The following is a 17,262-nucleotide window of genomic DNA, read 5'->3' on the forward strand; positions in this document are numbered from 1 at the left end:
TAAGAGGAAATCATGGCGTCAGTAAGCACCAATGAATTCAAAGGCGGTTTAAAATTCATGATGGATAACGAGCCTTGCTCAATTATCGAAAATGAATACGTTAAGCCGGGTAAAGGCCAAGCGTTTAACCGTGTAAAACTTCGTAAACTGCTGTCAGGCAAAGTGTTAGAGAAAACATTTAAGTCAGGCGATACAGTAGAACTAGCTGACGTTGTAGACGTTGAACTAGGCTACCTATACAGCGATGGCGAATTCTACCACTTCATGAACAACGAAACATTCGAGCAAATCGCTGCTGAAGTAAAAGCAGTGGGCGACACAGCTAAATGGCTAGTTGAAAACGACGTATGTACTCTAACGTTGTGGAATGATAACCCTATCACAGTAACTCCACCAAACTTTGTTGAGATCGAAGTAACTGATACAGATCCTGGCCTAAAAGGCGACACACAGGGTACTGGTGGTAAGCCTGCAACTCTAGCAACTGGCGCGGTAGTTCGCGTACCTCTATTCATCGCTATCGGTGAAGTTGTAAGAGTAGATACTCGTACTGGCGAATACGTTGGTCGTGTGAAGTAACTTGATTGTACTCACCTTGATTTAAGGTGGTTCAGTTAAATGAAAAAGGTCGCTTGTGCGGCCTTTTTTTGTATTAAAAAAAGCAGATGCGAGTAAACGGGATTCGGGATGCGAAGAGCTTGAAGGGCAGATGCGTGTAAACGAGATACGAAAAATAAAAAAAGCAGAACAAAATAGTATTGTTCTGCTTTGATTCTTTTCGCTCTTAAGCTCTTCGATACTGGTTTACCCGAATCCCGTATCAGCTCTTAAGCACTTCGATACTCGTTTACCCGAATCCCGTATCAGCTCTTAAGCACTTCGATACTCGTTTACCCGAATCCCGTATCTGCTCTTAAGCGCTTCGATACTCGTTTACCCGAATCCCGTATCAGCTCTTAAGCTCTTCGATACTCGTTTACTCGAATCCCGAATCTGCTTTTTGTCCCTAACCCGCTATGGCTTAAGCAAGCTAAACACCAACGCGCTTACAGCGATGACACCCACCAACAAGACGAATACGCACGACAGATCACTGCGATAGCGGCGTAACGCCTCCACCTTAAACACGGCCACCATAGGCATGACGAACAAAATCATCGCGATCACCGGGCCTGACAAGGCTTCCATCATTCCTAAAATGCTTGGGTTGATAATCGCTACTACCCAAATCGATGCAAACAGCGAGATTATTGTCACTTTATGAGCCAAAGATGTTGATAGGGAAGTACTTTTGGTTAGCATCCCGACCATGCTTTCTCTCGCACCTAAGAAGTGGCCAATAAACGATGATGTTATCGCTAGGAACGCCACAATTGGGCCAAGCGTCGCAATGAACGGATTGTCTTTAACATTGGCCAGATAAGACAAAATCGACACGTTTTGTTCCTTCGCTTGTGCTAGCTGTTCAGGAGACAGTGTCAAAACACAAGAAAATACAAACAGCATCACAAACATGATCAGCATGATGCTGGTACGTCGTAAGATGTGCTCTGACTTCCCTCTAGCGCTGTCATCGTAATGGCTGCGTTGAGCGTGAGCAAATGAGGAGAGCGCTGCTAAATGACTGAATGAGAAGATCACTACTGGTGTCGATAGCCATAGCGTGCTGCCCAAAGAAGATAATGAAGGCATTGTCAGCTCAGGAACCTGCCAGCTTGGAATCAAGTAGACAGACAAAAATAGCAGAATCGCGACTAGGGGATAAACCATCAACGAGAGTGTACGAAGTATGATTTTCTCGCCAGCGATCATCACTGCGATTAACCCTGTCACTAAGGCCCCCGACAGCAAAGGTCGCGGCAGTGACTCTAGCCCAGCTTGGTTAACCATAAAGCTATCGACGGTATTCGTTAGCCCGACACCATAAATTAATAAAATTGGGAAGATAGACAAAAAGTACAGCAGTGAAATGATTTGTCCCGCAGTGGCTCCAAAGTGCTCAGCAACTACATCGGTAAAGTCTGCGTCTTTTTGGCTGGAAGATAGAACGAACCGAGTAAAGCCACGGTGCGCTAAGAAAGTCATAGGGAACGCTAAGGTTGCCATGATGAGCAATGAAACGAAACCACTGAGGCCTAGGTTGATCGGTAAGAAGAGAATACCAGCGCCGACAGCTGTACCAAATAAACTCAATACCCATTGAGTATCGTGCTGTGTCCAACGCCCGCTTTGACTGTTTAAAGCTGTATCTGATTGGTGCATGGATAGGTAACCGTTTGTATAAGAAAGGGGCAAATGCTAATGGTTTTATCAATGACTTCAATTTAAACAATGGGTTGCGATTATGGTAATCGCAAAAATCAAAATCGAGGGGCTCTTATTAGTGATAGAGATCGTGCTATTCACTTTCTTTATTTGCGCTAATGATGAGCCTCAAATGCATTCTCAAGCGACTTTTTAAAACCAATTGATGTGAGGCAAAGAACGGTTGGTGAATAGTTGAACTGCATCTCACTATCACGTTGCTTTGACAAAGATGAACAGGCGAGTCGAAAATTTGTGACTATAGTGAATCAAACACCAGTAAGCGCAAGGAAGCACTATGCACTGGATGACATCGCTACCTTTCTTTGATGAGCATATCTCGATGAGATACAACCCGTAGCTCACAACAAAGCTGGCAAGATGCCAGCTTTGTTGTTTTTATCTTTGCTTTTTTATTAGTCAGTTACTTATTGGCAAAGAAGTGTGTCTCTAGGTAGTTGTTTAACGGCATAAATGCAGGGTTAGCCCAAGAGACAAATACAGAGGCTGGATCACTATCTAAATTACCAGAACCGACCTCTCCAGCGATTTTGAACTTAGTACCTCTTGAACCGATCAGTTCACCGCCACCTTCACTCAGCTTTGGAGATACTTTGTATTCGTAAATTAAACCAAGCAGTGAGCCTGGGTTCAGGTTTGCATTGGTATCTTCATGTATAGGGTCAATCTTACCATTGGAAATGTCATTTCCGTCATCATCGGTTGTTTTACCACCCTCAGTACACGGGGTTGGTGTCCCCAATGCTCGCTGAGCTGTCAGCTGGCCGTTTCCGTAGTTACATTCGTTGAAATGGAGCGACTCCATACCAGCGACAGATGCCAGGCCATCTTGAACGGCAAGCACCACTCTAAATGTGTCGTATGCGTCACTCAAGTCCGAACCTAACAGGTTGTTTTGGTTATCATCAACGTAGTAATCGAAAAGCTGCATCAGCTTTTGATATGTCGTTGACTTTTTGGTCTCATCTTTTCCGCCAAGAGCGGTATACACCAACTCAACACCATCTACGATTTGCTTCGCTTGGCTAAGTGCAATAACAAATTGGTCGGCGGCTGTAGAGCCATCAGGTTCTGTCTCCATGACCCCAATGATTAGGCTTTTCTTGTTCAACTGCTTTTGAACGTCTTCACTTGCCCATGTCGTGAAGTTCTTTACTTGGCTTATTACACGCTGGTGCTGTTCATCCGTTACGGTTGAATTCGCTTTTAATACGTAAATACCTTTCTCGAAGCTACAGTTTGGCACGTCTGCTGCTGTTGAGCAGTTATCTACAGATGAATAAACGGTGACTAGTGACTTTGGTTTCGCTGTTGATGTAGAAGTCGAAGAGTTGCCGCTAGATGAACCATTACAACCCGCCACGGCTAGGGTAAGTAATGCTAAAAATATTGGTTTCATAATATTCACTAATTTAATTGAATGGGTGTTGAGTGATTTGTTTTTATTATTTGTCGCAACGGTATCATTTAGTGAAATGAAGGAATGTAAGTCAGCGTAAGCCTATGTAAGGGCAGATGCGCGTAAACGAGATGCGGGATACGAAGAGCGGGAAGAGCAGATTAGAGTAAGCGGGATGCGAGATACGAAGAGCTGGAAGGGCAGATGAGAGTAAGCGAAATACGGGATACGAAGAGCTGGAAGGGCAGATGAGAGTAAGCGAAATACGGGATACGAAAAGCAGGAAGAGCAAGAGCTAGTGAGCTAGGTGTGTGATATTCGACAAGCAACAAAAAAGCAGAACAAGATAATCCTGCTCTGCTTTTAGTCTTTTCGCTCTTAAGCTCTTCGAATCTCGATTACTCGAATCCCGCATCTGCTTTTAAGCTCTTCGATACTCGGTTAACCGAATCTCGAATCTGCTCTTAAATCATAAAGATGAAAATAACAGACAATGCGCTAATTAGGCCTGCAAAGAAGTAGCAGCCTACTTTACCTGCAACGCCGACGTGGAATTTCAGGTCGTGCATGCCGTGGTGAAGGCGGTGCATTGCGTGCCACATTGGCAGTGCTAGAGTACCGATGATGAATAGTGCACCGATAATGCTAGTGGCGAACTCTGACACACGCTCGTAGCTCATTGCTTCTGCATCGATGATGCCCATTGGCACTAAGATACCTAACACTAGAATCGTGATTGGTGTGATCATCGCAAACCAAGTACCGCCAGCGCCGAATAGACCCCACCAGATTGGCTCATCAGAGCGTTGAGGGTTGTGGTTAACAGGCTTAACTTTGTAGTTTGTGTTCATAACGAAAGCTCCTTACACCACAACAAGAACGATTAAAGAAATAAAAGCCACCGCTGCCCACTGAGTCAGTACGATGATTCTTTTATCTACCAATTTACCTTTTAGGCGGATTGGCATTACTTGAGGCATCATGCTGAAGAAGGTTTGAGCGTGCATTAAGCTGCCTAGCAGAGCCACGATATTAATACCGACAATGATAGGGTTCGCCATAAAGCTCAACCAACCAGCCCACGCTTCAGGGCCTTTCACTAGCGCACCCAAACCAAAGGTTAGGAATACCGTGAACAGAATCAAAGGCAGTACAGTTGCTTCACGTAGCATGTAGAAGCGGTAGAACGGATGGTTGCTCCACCACGTTCTCTTCATCTCACGAACATAAGGCTTACGATTGCTCATCTTATGCCTCCTCTGTTGTTTTTACTTGGTTCTTGCTAACTGATGTACCGTCAGGTTTGAACATCGAGATAACGAAGTCCATTGAAGACTCAACTTTACCTTGGTTAACCGCCGCTGCTGGGTCTACTTTCTTCGGACATACTTCAGAACAGTAACCAACAAACGTACAGCCCCAAGCGCCATTTTCACCATTGATAAGCTTCATACGCTCATCTTTACCGTTGTCACGGCTATCTAAGTTGTAACGGTGAGCAAGAGTCAATGCTGCAGGGCCGATGAACTCAGGGTTCAGACCAAATTGAGGACACGCCGCATAGCAAAGACCACAGTTGATGCAGCCAGCGAACTGTTTGTACTTCGCCATTTGCTCAGGTGTTTGTAGGTTAGTGCCGTCTTCAGGTTTACGGTCGTTGCCAATGATGTAAGGCTTGATCGCTTCTAGGCGCTCGATGAACGGCGTCATGTCGACAATCAAATCTTTCTCGATTGGGAAGTTAGCAAGCGGCTCGATAGTTAGGCCGTTCGGGTAGTCACGTAAGAAGCTCTTACACGCTAGCTTAGGCACACCATCAACCATGATGCCGCAAGAGCCACAGATCGCCATACGACAAGACCAACGGTATGAAAGGTCTTTGTCTTGGTGATCTTTGATGTAACCAATCGCATCAAGTACCGACATGGTTTCATCGAAAGGTACTTCGAAAGTCTGCATGTAAGGTTCTGCATCTTTCTCTGGGTCGTAGCGCAGAATGTCTACTTTTTGGATACGGTTCGCTGACATTATGCTTGCTCCTCTTCGCTCTTCTCATCTTTCTTAGCATTCGCTTCTGCAGCTTTTTCAGCGGCAGCGGCTTTCTCTGCTGCTTCACCGTATAGACGAGCTTTAGGTTGAGATTTAGTAATCTTCACACCGCTGTAGTCAATAGTTGGTGCTGCATCTTCGTTGTAGAACGATAGAGAGTGTTTCAGGAAGTTCACGTCATCACGTTCTGTGCAGTTGTCGTCTAGACGTTGGTGTGCACCGCGAGACTCTTTACGAAGGATCGCTGAGTGAACCATTGCTTCTGCGACTTCTAGGCCGTAGCCCACTTCGATAGCGTAAAGTAGGTCAGTGTTGAACACCTTGCCTTTGTCTTTAATGCTGATCTTCTTATAGCGCGCTTTCAGTTCAGTGATCTTGTTGATGGTCTCTTGCATCAAGTCTTCTTGACGGTAGATACCACAGCCCGCTTCCATGGTGTGACCCATTTCAGTACGGATATCAGCCCAGTTCTCGTCGCCTTCTTGGTTCATTAGCGCAGCGATGCGATCTTCAACCGCTTTCACTTGCTTAGCGATAGACTCTTCATTCCAGCCTTTGAACTCTGCTGCGCGTTTCACTGCATGCTCACCAGCAACGCGGCCAAATACTACGAACTCAGCCAGAGAGTTTGAGCCTAGGCGGTTTGCACCGTGTAGGCCAACAGAAGCACATTCACCAACAGCGAATAGGCCTTTGATGCGAGTTTCACAAGTACCGTTAGTTTCAATACCACCCATGGTGTAGTGAACAGTCGGACGAATTGGGATTGGCTCTTTTGCAGGGTCGACGTTCACGTAAGCTTTCGCCAGCTCACAGATGAACGGTAGACGCTCTTGCAGGTACTCTTCACCAAGGTGGCGAAGGTCAAGGTGTACTACATCACCAAGAGGGTGCTTGATGGTGTTGCCTTTTTGCTGCTCGTGCCAGAATGCTTGAGAAACTTTGTCGCGAGGACCCAGTTCCATGTATTTGTTTTTCGGCTCGCCCACTGGAGTTTCAGGGCCCATGCCGTAATCTTGTAGGTAACGGTAGCCGTTCTTATTAACGATGATACCGCCTTCACCACGACAACCTTCGGTCATCAAGATGCCAGTACCCGGTAGGCCTGTTGGGTGGTATTGAACGAACTCCATGTCACGTAGTGGCACACCGTGGCGATAAGCCATTGCCATACCGTCGCCGGTTACGATGCCGCCATTAGTGTTACAGTGATAAACACGACCTGCGCCACCGGTTGCTAGAACAACCGATTTTGCTTTGATGGTAACAAGCTCACCTTCAGACATATGAATCGCGATAAGGCCTTGTACTTCGCCTTCTTCAACGATTAAATCCACCACAAAGTACTCGTCAAATCGTTTGATTTGGTCGTACTTCATCGAAGTCTGGAACAGAGTATGAAGCATGTGGAAGCCAGTTTTATCGGCTGCGAACCACGTTCTTTCTACCTTCATACCGCCGAATCGGCGTACGTTTACTTCACCGTTTTCTTTACGACTCCATGGGCAGCCCCATTGTTCCATTTGGATCATTTCGCGAGTCGCGTTTTCAACAAAGTATTCAACAACATCCTGTTCACATAGCCAGTCGCCACCGCCAACAGTATCGTTGAAGTGGTTATCTAGGCTATCTTCGTCTTTAATTACCGCTGCTGAACCGCCTTCTGCTGCTACCGTGTGCGAACGCATTGGGTAAACTTTAGAAATCAGTGCTACTTCCAAATCAGGATTAGCTTCAGCTGCTGCAATAGCTGTACGAAGACCAGCGCCGCCTGCGCCGATGACTGCGATATCTGTGGTAATTGTCTTCACAGTTATTCTCCAGTGTGATGCGGAGTATTCCGCTTGTTATTATAAAAAGCCTATTTAGAGAGCAGTAAACGGCATCAACCGATCATCCCCCCTAAGCCTTAAGTGGTAGGTTCAGTGTAAGAGAGGAGGGGGTTTGAAAAATTGATGTATTTAGGTTTTTGCTTCGGTAATGCATATGGAGGCATAGAATTTATAGGTTATGTGACTGCAATCACGGCAATCAATTATTGATAACGATTCGTCCACAGGGCTTGTGTTAACGGCTTGTTGAGTATGATTTTTGTTATCAATGTTGGGTGGGGTTGAATATTAATAATTGTATTGTAGAACGTGATTTTATGGCTTCATCTAAACAGCACGACGGTTTAATAAAAGCAAAGATAGAAGCTTACAAAAGCAGCGAAAAGTGATAATTTTCGTCGCCTAGAATTCAGTGATATGGAACTTAGTAATGCACTCTACATGGCAACCTGCCGCAACAATTAAGCAGTTAAAGCAACGTGCTGATATCCTTAGTCAAATCCGCCAGTTTTTTGCAGAGCGAGACGTGATGGAGGTCGATACGCCAGCCATGAGTCACGCCACGGTGACCGATGTGCATCTGCATACCTTCAAAACTGAATTCGTTGGCCCAGGTTACGCGCAAGGCCAGCCTCTGTTTTTTATGACAAGCCCTGAATTTCATATGAAGCGCTTGTTGGCAGCAGGTAGTGGCTGTATTTACCAAATTTGTAAGTCGTTTCGTAACGAAGAGAACGGCCGTTACCACAACCCTGAATTCACTATGCTGGAGTGGTATCGTGTCGGTTTTGATCATCATGACCTGATGGATGAAATGGACTTGCTACTACAGCAAATCTTAAAGTCGGGCGAAGCTGAGCGTATGACTTACCAACAAGCCTTCATAGACGTGCTAGGTGTGTGTCCTCTTGAAGATTCGATGGATACTCTAAAACAAGCGGCAGCCAAGCTTGGGTTAAGTGATATTGCCGACCCTGAAGAAGACCGCGATACCTTGCTGCAACTGCTATTTAGCGTGGGTGTCGAAGAAAAGATTGGCCAGACAGTGCCCGCATTTGTTTATGACTTCCCAGCTTCACAGGCGGCATTAGCCAAGATTAACCCGAATGATTCGCGAGTGGCTGACCGTTTTGAGGTGTACTTCAAAGGTATCGAGCTGGCAAACGGCTTTCATGAGTTAGATAAGCCACAAGAGCAGCTTAAACGCTTTGAAGATGATAATGCCAAGCGTATCGAGATGGGCTTGTCGCCTCAGCCGATTGACCATCATCTAATTGAGGCGCTAAAAGCAGGCCTACCAGACTGTGCGGGTGTTGCACTGGGTATCGATAGGTTAATCATGCTGGCTTTGGGTTACGACCATATTGATGATGTGACCGCTTTCCCATTCCCACGTTCTTAACTTTAGTTGGCAGCAGTTAGCTAGCTGCTCGATTAGCTGACAAGAATACCAGTACCCACTACGGCAACAATGGCACCAATCCAAGCGTAGGCGTTTGGTCTCTGCTTGGTGTATAGCCATAGAATGGGCAGCAACATGATAGGTGTGGTTGAAGAGAGTAGAGCAACCATGCCGACATTTCCTTCTTGCAGTGCATATAAGATCAGCGTCATTCCCACCGCCATAGCAAGAAAGCCGTTCACTGCGGTAATCGCGAATATCTGACCATTCATTGGGTTGATTGCGCGTGAAAGTTTAGCACCCGTTAAACGAAATGCGGAGTGGGCGACAAAGGCGGTGATCATTCGAATCGCAGAGGCAGCTACCGGGTCGATGCTAGTTTGCATCACTGGCTTTGCGATGATCCCCCCCAATGCTTGGCAGATAGCCGCCGTGATTCCGAGAGCGACACCAATCCATACGGTGCCCTTGATGGTTTCAAGTTGGTTATTAGCTTGGCCTCGACGACCAAAGAATATCGCGGTTAATACGCCACTGAATACCAAGGCCGAGCCAATAAGCTCGCCAGAGGTCATGCTCTCACTAAACAGGAAGTAACCGAGAATCGCAGAGAACACAGCGTGACAAGAGAACAGTAAGCCAGCTTGGCGCGGGCCCATTCGGTTCAAACAGGCAAATAGGGCGGTATCACCAATGAAGATGCCAATCAGCCCTGATAGCATCATCGGTGTGACTAAGTCTGTTTCGACAGTTGACCAGCCACCCGTAAACCAAGCCATGCTTGATAAGATGACCGCAGTGCAGCCCATACGCCAGCGGCTATAGGCAAAAGAACCTAGGTGTTGAGCAGGCTTTACGGACATTAGGCTTGCGATAGCCCAAAGAAAAGCAGCAGCGAGAGCCAACCATTCGAACCCCATCGATTAACAGTCCTTGTGTCTGGGATAAATTAGCTCATCAATATGCATCAAACCGAACTGAGAACAAAGCGATTCTTAATAAATGCACGGCTTTGCTCCCCAGTGATAGGTTTACTCCAGTTATCCGTTTCGCTTGTCTAAATAGCGAGGCTTTATACCTTAAAGCGCTCGACATCTCGACGCATCGACTCAGCAGCGTTACTCATTTCATTTGAGCTATTACGGCTGCTTTCAGCTTGTTGGGCTAGGTCGTCAGAGGCATCTTTGATCCCTTGTGTATTACGGCTGATGTCTTCGCTTACTGCTCGTTGCTCTTCGGCTGCGCTGGCTATCTGTAGTGCCATATCGTTGATTTCACTTATGGCTTGGGTGATTTTAGACAGGCTGTCGTGTGCTTGTTCTGCGAAGCCAACACTGTTTTCTGCCAGTTGAGTGCTGGTGGTCATGCTATCCACCGCATGTTCAGTATTCTTCTGTAGGGTATCGATCATCACACGGATCTCTTCCGTTGAGCCGTGCGTTCTTTGGCTTAGCACTCGAACTTCATCGGCGACAACCGCAAACCCACGACCTTGCTCGCCCGCACGTGCCGCTTCAATGGCAGCATTCAATGCCAATAGGTTGGTTTGTTCAGCAATGCCTTGAATGGTGGATAGAATTTGGTTGATGCTTTGCGCGTTGTTTTCCAGCTCTCGGATAACATTGGCCGCGTCTTCTACTTGGGTCGCAAGGCTAGTGATGGCATCGCGGTTCTGTTGAATCACTTCTTGGCCGTCATTACACGCGGTTGCAGAGGCTTGAGAAGCGGATGCGGTTAATTCTGCATGGCTCGCTACTTCGGCTGCGGTAGCCGACATCTCATGAATTGCAGTCGCAATCTGGTTGATATCGTTTTGTTGATTCTCCACACGAATGGAGGATTGCGTTGCCAACTGGTTGGCTTTTTCGGCGTGGTTGTTTAAATCGTGGCTGTGCTCAACGACACCTTTCAGCATGCTCTGCATTTGGCTTAAGAATTGGTTCACCAGCTCAGCAAGCTTACCTATCTCATCCATGCGTGTGATATCGATGCGTTGAGTAAGGTCACCTCGGCCTTGAGCAAGCTGGGTTAGCGCCTCTGACAAGGTTTGTAATGGGTAAAGCAGTCGGTTGATGACCATGGTGCTAGCGATTGAAATCACGATGTACAGAACAAGTGAAGTCAGTGCGATGAATTGAATCGCATCAGTGACCGCAGAGAATGCCAGCTCTTTATCGATAACAATGCCTAGAGACCAATCGGTGTTTGGCACGTTAGCAATATAAACCAACTTATCTCCCTGACCAGGCCAAGCTAATGTGGTGATAGTTTGGTTCTGAATCAGTTGTGACACTCGGTTTGCGGTCAGTTCTGGGTTTAAGCTGGTGAGTGGTTTTTGACTTAACGCTTCATCGCTGTACGCCACGATGTTGTTGTTACCATCCACTAAGAAGGCGAAGCCATCGTTATCCAGTTTTACGTTAAGAACCGCATCGATAATGCTCGTCACGGTTAAGTCCGCAGCCAGTACGCCCTGCTTTTGGCCACTGAAGGCTTTCGCAAAGCTGATGACGATACTGCCATCGAAATCTTGATACGGTTCAGTAATGATCAGGTCTGATGCGGTATTCGCATCTTTGTACCATGGACGCGTGCGAGGGTCGTAGTCTGCTGGCCAACTTTCCGTTTTATCACCATAAGCGATCGTGCCATCGCTAAAACCAGCATAAACAGACAAGAACTGCCCGGCTTGTTTGGTGATCAATAATTCTCGGTCTGAGTTACTGTTGCTTGAAATGGTTGGCTCATTGGCCAGCATCATGTCACTGCGAGTCGAGAGCCAATCGGCAATGTAGTTGGTCGTCCCTACACTGACATTCTTCATTTCTTGGTTGATCGCGACTTCAGTCTCTTGAGTTAGCTGGGTAACCGATATCCAAGCTTGGGTGCCACTCACGACGGCGATAATGATCGCAATGGCGATCTGAATTTTAAATTTAATAGTATGTCTCAAGGTCCATTCCTCTCTGATTAGACAAAAACCTAACTACAGTGACGTACTTGATGGTGAATTGATGTGTCTCTGATGCGTGTATAGTGCCGCTGTCTTAGGCTGAATGACTGTGTTTGAAATCATAAATTCTTAATATATTGGCTCTGCTTTTTGTAAAACAGTGAAGTAAAATCACAGTTACCTGTTGATTGAAATGTTAGTTAATTGCTTGGGGTGGAGTGGTATAGATCGAAAAAAGCGCTAAATTTACATTTAGCGCCTTAGTCCGGAGTAAGGATGATCGTTGAACGTCTTTTAGGTGATGATGAACAACGCGAGGTAAACCATCAACAAGCCGACAATCCCCAAGATGATCCCCATCTTAGCCATGTCTTTGCTTTCGATAAGCCCGGTTGAGTAAGCCAGTGAGTTGGGTGGTGTCGATACTGGAAGAATCATGCCGAGTGATGCTGAGAAGGCAACCACAACCAATAATCCTTGTAAGCCACCAATCGCCACTAGGCTTTCCATCGATGCGCCAATCGCAGCGGCTATTGGCATTAGTAAGTTGGCCGTAGCGGTGTTCGACATGAAGTTAGCCATTAACCAGCACACGATGGATAGCGTGATGACTACGGCTGCAGGGGAAAGAGACTCATAGTCGATCGCGTGTGCCAATGCAGAGGCCAAGCCTGTTTTATCTAAGCCGATACCAATCGCAATACCACCGGCGACTAGCCACAACACATCCCAGTTGATTAGTTTCAATTCTTCTTTGCCCATGATGCCCGTCAAAGTGAAGACCGCCAGTGGAATGATAGAGACCACATAGGTGTTCATGCCGTGCAGTTTGGTAGTCATCCACAACAAGATGGTCGCTGCAAAGGTGACGTAAACGACGATCGCACGCCAACTCTTTCTGAACTGCCCATCGAGTTTAAGCACCATGTTTTTCTGCGTGGAAGGGAAGATTTTCTGAAGAAGGAACCAAGCAATGGTGAGTTGGATGATCACAAAAGGTAAGCCCATCATCATCCAGCTCAGGAAGTCGATGGTGTTTTCACCGGTTAGGTATTGAAGTGCAATGGCATTGGGAGGCGTACCGATTGGTGTCGCGATACCACCAGTATTGGCGGCAATCGGAATACACAATACGAGTGCTTTGATCCCCATATCGCCTTTGGGTGCCGAAGCTACAATTGGGCCAAGCAGGGCCAGCATCATGACAGTGGTTGCGGTATTCGACATAAACATTGAGAACACGGCGGTGATCAGCATTAAGCCAAGCATTATGAAGCGCGGTTCTGTACCGAATGGTTTCAGCAGCACTCGAGCTAGGTTGTTATCGAGTTCGTACTTAGATGCCGAGATTGCGAGAGCAAAGCCACCCATGAATAGAATGATGATTGGTGATGAAAATGCACCGAATATGTCGGTATATTTAATTAATTCACCAAGATCGTGTCCCGCTGGTGGATTTCGAAATAGGTGCAGACCTTTGTCGGAAATCATCACCAGTTCAAGTGCAATGATCAGTATTGAGGTGGCGAAAACTGGAACGGGTTCAAGTACCCAAAGTAGGGCAGCAAGTAGAAATATCGCTAGCAGGCGGTGTTGAATCAGCGTCAGGTCATCGATAGGTATTGAATCTATTGGCATGAATAACACGCCCAAGGGAATCGCAAAACAAATCAACAGCTTGACCAGAACGCCAACATTGAGTTTAGGCATGTACAAAGACCCTATGAATAAAATATCTTCAAATAGAGTAAGTTATCTGGATTTTTGGTACTTGGAGACGGGTTGGAAAATCAAAAAGTTGTTTAAGGTTTCGGCAACTGTTTTGTTTTTGGTCAATCTTTTATAGCGCTGATTTATGCATTGCTCTTTTAGGTCAGGGCTTAGGGGTATTGGAAGGTTAGAGGGCTGGGTAATAAAAAGGCACGTTATTCATTCAAATAACGTGCCTTGAAAGCTAAATGAGTTTACTCAAATTATTACGCTTGGTCTGTGTTCTCTACTGAATCAACAGCTTCAGTCTCAACTTCTTTACCAGCGATGTGCGCGTAAGGCGTACCAAGAACCGTTTTCTCGCCATTTTGCATCGTGTCGTCGAACTTGATTGCATCTTTCGCAAATAGGTTGATAACCGTTGAACCAAGCTTAAAGCGACCCATTTCTTCGCCTTTCTTCAAGATGATTGCTTTATCGCCTTGTGCTGGGTAATCCCATTTGTACACAGAGTTACCACGTGGTGGAGTAATCGTGCCAGCCCATACTTGCTCGATGCTACCTACGATAGTTGCACCAACTAATACTTGTGCCATTGGGCCAAACTCAGTATCAAAGATACACACTACGCGCTCGTTACGTGCGAATAGGTTTGGAACATTCTCAGCTGTTAATGGGTTAACAGAGAAAAGGTCACCTGGAACGTAGATCATCTGACGCAGCGTACCGTCACATGGCATGTGTACGCGGTGGTAATCACTTGGAGATAGGTAAAGCGTTGCGAATTCACCGTCTTTAAACTCTTCAGCAAGAGCGGCATCACCACCTAGCAGCTCACGTGCAGAGTAGTCGTGGCCCTTCGCTTGAATCAGTTGACCGTCAGTAATTGGGCCAAATTGGCTTACGCGAGCGTCTGCTGGGTGAACGATAACAGAGTCGCCTTCAGCGATAGGGCGCATGCCGTCTTTCAATTCACGTACGAAGAATTCATTGAATGTTTTAAAGTGTTTTGGGTCGCTATGTAGCGCTTCATCCATGTTCACTTTGTATTGTTTGATGAACCAATTGATGATCGCTGTCGTTAAGCCGCCCGCTTTAGCAGACGCCAGTTTGCCGACTAGACGAGTTAGTCCATGTTGTGGAATCCAGTACTGCAATCCAACTTTAATCTTATCCATTGTATTAATTTTCCAATGCTATGTGTTTTTCAATTCAATCTGTCGATGACGCTTTAGGGCGCGAGATGTTACTTAAATTCGCGCCAATTGTCAGTAACTGCACATATTTGTTCACAAAAACGCGATTAAAGATCTGCTTTTTTGTTTCGTGAATACTGACGGTTGTCTTTGTTGTTGACCATGCTCTCAATGATGCGGTGGTAGTTGTCGAAGCGCAGTCGACTGATCTTCCCATCCTCAACGGCTTCACGCAGGATGCAGCCTGGATCATCATTGTGCTTACAATCGCGGAACTTACAGCCGCCAAGGTAAGGTTTGAACTCGACGAAAGCTTCGGTGATTTCATCGGCTTCTAAGTGCCATAGGCCAAATTCACGAACTCCAGGTGAATCGATTAGATCGCCGCCTGAAGGGAAGTGGTACAAACGAGCTGCAGTGGTGGTGTGCTGACCAAGGCCTGAGTTTTCAGAAACTTCACCTTCTTCGATGTCGAGTGTCGGCATTAGCGCATTCACTAGGCTGGACTTACCTACACCAGATTGACCAACAAAGATGTTGATACGGCCTTTAAGTTCAGCTTCTAGCTCTTTAATGCCGTAGCCAGACTCTTTACTCACGAACATCACCTTGTAGCCGATCTGTTCGTAAATCTTCAGTGTCTCTTTGTACTCAGCAATTTGCTCTTCAGTCAGTAGGTCGACCTTGTTGAGTACAACAAGCGGTGCGATTTTTACTGTTTCTGAAGCAATTAAGTAACGGTCGATAATATTAAGTGATAGCTCTGGAAGTACAGCAGACACGATAACCATCTGGTCTACGTTAGCCGCAACCGGTTTTAGGCCGTCGTAGTAATCTGGGCGAGTCAGCATTGAGGTTCTTGGTTCAACCGCTTCCACAACACCTGAAATACCAGCCATCGACTCTAAGCCTGCACGCCAAGTCACTCGGTCACCAGAAACTAAAGTCTCGATACTACGGCGTAAGTTACAACGATGAACTTCGTTTGTTTCAAGATCTTCGATATCAGCATGTTGACCAAAGCGTGTAATCACGAGTCCGCTTTTGGTACCACCAAGCATGTTCTCATCCCACTGGATAGAATCTTCTTTCTTGAGTCGCTTGTTCTGGTTGCTACGTACACGACGTACCTGACCTTTAGTTAACTTCTTTTTTTTAGCCACAATTTTTCACTTAACACATCTAACTTGATGATTGGGAACTCAAACTGGTGTTGCTGGTGCCATTTGATTTCGATGGTCCTAAAGCTAGTTTGAGTATAGTTATTTGGGTATAGTACCTCTTTTAAACATAAACAAATAGGCGACGCCTTATGTCCTTTAGCGATCAGAACCTAATTTGGGTAGATCTAGAGATGACGGGACTGGATCCTGAAACTCATAAAATCATTGAAATTGCGACTATCGTGACTGATAGTGAGCTTAACATCCTTGCTGAAGGACCTGTTTTGGCTATTCACCAACCTCAAAGTGAACTAGACAAAATGGACGAGTGGTGCACAACGACGCACACTGGCAGCGGGCTAGTGAAGCGTATTCAAGAAAGCACCATCACTGAGCAAGATGCTATCGAACAGACGATCGCGTTTCTTGAAAAGTGGGTACCAAAAGGTAAATCGCCGATTTGTGGTAACAGCATTGGCCAAGACCGCCGTTTCTTATACAAGCACATGCCTGAATTAGAAGAGTACTTCCACTACCGTTATGTCGATGTAAGCACCCTAAAAGAGCTAGCTCGTCGTTGGAAACCTGAAGTATTAGATGGTTTTTCTAAGTCAGGAAGCCACTTAGCATTAGACGATATTCGCGAGTCAATTGCCGAACTGCAATACTACCGAAAAACAATTATTAACATCTAATCGGATAAACTGATCACGTTTGTCTAACTTTTCAGGGACATAAGAGCTAATTTTTTTGCAAATCTGTGTGCTTTTACAGCAGTTGAATAAAAAGTTTCGTAATTTTGCATTAAGGACTTGCATCACAAAAAAATGCTCTTATAATTCGCAGCCCTGAACGGCGAAAGACGTTTTCAGAATGCGACACTAGCTCAGCTGGTAGAGCGCAACCTTGCCAAGGTTGAGGTCACGAGTTCGAACCTCGTGTGTCGCTCCAATTTGTAGATTATGGCGAAAGCGGTAATCAGAAGGTGAAAGACCTTTCTATGCGATACTAGCTCAGTTGGTAGAGCGCAACCTTGCCAAGGTTGAGGTCATCGGTTCGAACCCGATGTATCGCTCCAATTTGTAGGTTACGGCGAAAGCGGTAATCAAAAGGTGAAAGACCTTTTCTAATGCGATACTAGCTCAGTTGGTAGAGCGCAACCTTGCCAAGGTTGAGGTCATCGGTTCGAACCCGATGTATCGCTCCAAATTCGCCTTTTAAAGGCAAGATTCA

14 protein-coding genes and 3 tRNA genes are annotated in these 17,262 nt (G+C 46.0%); 6 read left to right on the top strand and 11 right to left on the bottom strand.

Translation table 11 applies throughout. The annotated features are described in order from the left end of the window. Window positions 1-12: 12 nt before the first annotated feature. On the top strand, window positions 13-579 hold the full coding sequence (gene efp / locus F0228_RS23015; RefSeq protein ID WP_004741343.1) for an elongation factor P: 567 nt from the start codon (window positions 13-15) through the stop codon (window positions 577-579). A 435-nt stretch (window positions 580-1,014) separates the two neighbouring features. Here efp and F0228_RS23020 read toward each other — a convergent pair whose 3' ends face one another. From F0228_RS23020 to frdA, 6 genes are all read right to left on the bottom strand, one after another. Continuing rightward, window positions 1,015-2,262 carry an aromatic amino acid transport family protein gene (locus F0228_RS23020; RefSeq protein ID WP_171762847.1) on the bottom strand — a complete coding sequence of 416 codons (1,248 nt, stop codon included), beginning with the start codon at window positions 2,260-2,262 and terminating at the stop codon, window positions 1,015-1,017. A gap of 466 nt (window positions 2,263-2,728) precedes the next feature. After that, window positions 2,729-3,724: a histidine ammonia-lyase gene (locus F0228_RS23025; RefSeq protein ID WP_171762848.1), complete on the bottom strand. Its 996-nt coding sequence runs from the start codon at window positions 3,722-3,724 to the stop codon at window positions 2,729-2,731. 464 nt (window positions 3,725-4,188) lie between these two features. Beyond that, complete coding sequence (gene frdD, locus F0228_RS23030; protein WP_004741337.1) at window positions 4,189-4,575, bottom strand: fumarate reductase subunit FrdD; 387 nt, start codon at window positions 4,573-4,575, stop codon at window positions 4,189-4,191. Between the two features lie 12 nt (window positions 4,576-4,587). Next, window positions 4,588-4,971 carry a fumarate reductase subunit FrdC gene (frdC, locus tag F0228_RS23035; RefSeq protein WP_008219063.1) on the bottom strand — a complete coding sequence of 128 codons (384 nt, stop codon included), beginning with the start codon at window positions 4,969-4,971 and terminating at the stop codon, window positions 4,588-4,590. A 1-nt stretch (window position 4,972) separates the two neighbouring features. Next, window positions 4,973-5,752, bottom strand: coding sequence for a succinate dehydrogenase/fumarate reductase iron-sulfur subunit (locus F0228_RS23040; protein ID WP_105057805.1), 780 nt, complete (start codon window positions 5,750-5,752; stop codon window positions 4,973-4,975). After that, complete coding sequence (gene frdA, locus F0228_RS23045; RefSeq protein ID WP_061033200.1) at window positions 5,752-7,584, bottom strand: fumarate reductase (quinol) flavoprotein subunit; 1,833 nt, start codon at window positions 7,582-7,584, stop codon at window positions 5,752-5,754. Before frdA ends, F0228_RS23040 begins: the two co-directional genes overlap by 1 nt. A gap of 451 nt (window positions 7,585-8,035) precedes the next feature. Between frdA and epmA the strand changes: the two genes are divergently transcribed. Next, window positions 8,036-9,007 (top strand): elongation factor P--(R)-beta-lysine ligase, encoded by a 972-nt coding sequence (gene epmA / locus F0228_RS23050; RefSeq protein ID WP_171762849.1) that lies wholly within the window; start codon window positions 8,036-8,038, stop codon window positions 9,005-9,007. Between the two features lie 32 nt (window positions 9,008-9,039). Here epmA and F0228_RS23055 read toward each other — a convergent pair whose 3' ends face one another. From F0228_RS23055 to rsgA, 5 genes are all read right to left on the bottom strand, one after another. Beyond that, on the bottom strand, window positions 9,040-9,927 hold the full coding sequence (locus tag F0228_RS23055; protein WP_171762850.1) for a DMT family transporter: 888 nt from the start codon (window positions 9,925-9,927) through the stop codon (window positions 9,040-9,042). A gap of 152 nt (window positions 9,928-10,079) precedes the next feature. Beyond that, window positions 10,080-11,960: a methyl-accepting chemotaxis protein gene (locus F0228_RS23060; RefSeq protein ID WP_171762851.1), complete on the bottom strand. Its 1,881-nt coding sequence runs from the start codon at window positions 11,958-11,960 to the stop codon at window positions 10,080-10,082. A gap of 294 nt (window positions 11,961-12,254) precedes the next feature. Beyond that, window positions 12,255-13,670 (bottom strand): SLC13 family permease, encoded by a 1,416-nt coding sequence (locus tag F0228_RS23065; RefSeq protein ID WP_061033204.1) that lies wholly within the window; start codon window positions 13,668-13,670, stop codon window positions 12,255-12,257. Between the two features lie 266 nt (window positions 13,671-13,936). Continuing rightward, complete coding sequence (gene asd, locus F0228_RS23070; RefSeq protein ID WP_171762852.1) at window positions 13,937-14,848, bottom strand: archaetidylserine decarboxylase; 912 nt, start codon at window positions 14,846-14,848, stop codon at window positions 13,937-13,939. A gap of 125 nt (window positions 14,849-14,973) precedes the next feature. Continuing rightward, complete coding sequence (gene rsgA, locus F0228_RS23075; RefSeq protein WP_171762853.1) at window positions 14,974-16,029, bottom strand: small ribosomal subunit biogenesis GTPase RsgA; 1,056 nt, start codon at window positions 16,027-16,029, stop codon at window positions 14,974-14,976. Between the two features lie 149 nt (window positions 16,030-16,178). On the opposite strand from rsgA, the gene orn reads away from it, so the two are divergent. From orn to F0228_RS23095, 4 genes are all read left to right on the top strand, one after another. Beyond that, window positions 16,179-16,724, top strand: coding sequence for an oligoribonuclease (gene orn, locus F0228_RS23080; protein WP_004741326.1), 546 nt, complete (start codon window positions 16,179-16,181; stop codon window positions 16,722-16,724). A 180-nt stretch (window positions 16,725-16,904) separates the two neighbouring features. Continuing rightward, window positions 16,905-16,980: transfer RNA gene (locus tag F0228_RS23085), tRNA-Gly, on the top strand. A 51-nt stretch (window positions 16,981-17,031) separates the two neighbouring features. Then, a tRNA-Gly gene (locus F0228_RS23090) sits at window positions 17,032-17,107 on the top strand. A gap of 53 nt (window positions 17,108-17,160) precedes the next feature. Then, window positions 17,161-17,236, top strand: a tRNA-Gly gene (locus F0228_RS23095). Window positions 17,237-17,262 lie beyond the last annotated feature (26 nt).

The organism is Vibrio sp. 99K-1 (genome assembly GCF_013114585.1).
Taxonomy (GTDB): domain Bacteria; phylum Pseudomonadota; class Gammaproteobacteria; order Enterobacterales; family Vibrionaceae; genus Vibrio; species Vibrio chagasii_B.

Excerpts from the sequence above, each read along its gene's own strand:
- efp (WP_004741343.1), top strand. The coding sequence starts at position 13 with ATGGCGTCAGTAAGCACCAATGAATTCAAAGGCGGTTTAAAATTCATG.
- F0228_RS23065 (WP_061033204.1), bottom strand. The coding sequence starts at position 13,670 with ATGCCTAAACTCAATGTTGGCGTTCTGGTCAAGCTGTTGATTTGTTTT.
- F0228_RS23055 (WP_171762850.1), bottom strand. The coding sequence starts at position 9,927 with ATGGGGTTCGAATGGTTGGCTCTCGCTGCTGCTTTTCTTTGGGCTATC.
- frdD (WP_004741337.1), bottom strand. The coding sequence starts at position 4,575 with ATGAACACAAACTACAAAGTTAAGCCTGTTAACCACAACCCTCAACGC.
- F0228_RS23025 (WP_171762848.1), bottom strand. The coding sequence starts at position 3,724 with ATGAAACCAATATTTTTAGCATTACTTACCCTAGCCGTGGCGGGTTGT.
- frdC (WP_008219063.1), bottom strand. The coding sequence starts at position 4,971 with ATGAGCAATCGTAAGCCTTATGTTCGTGAGATGAAGAGAACGTGGTGG.
- orn (WP_004741326.1), top strand. The coding sequence starts at position 16,179 with ATGTCCTTTAGCGATCAGAACCTAATTTGGGTAGATCTAGAGATGACG.
- F0228_RS23020 (WP_171762847.1), bottom strand. The coding sequence starts at position 2,262 with ATGCACCAATCAGATACAGCTTTAAACAGTCAAAGCGGGCGTTGGACA.
- asd (WP_171762852.1), bottom strand. The coding sequence starts at position 14,848 with ATGGATAAGATTAAAGTTGGATTGCAGTACTGGATTCCACAACATGGA.
- F0228_RS23040 (WP_105057805.1), bottom strand. The coding sequence starts at position 5,752 with ATGTCAGCGAACCGTATCCAAAAAGTAGACATTCTGCGCTACGACCCA.
- epmA (WP_171762849.1), top strand. The coding sequence starts at position 8,036 with ATGCACTCTACATGGCAACCTGCCGCAACAATTAAGCAGTTAAAGCAA.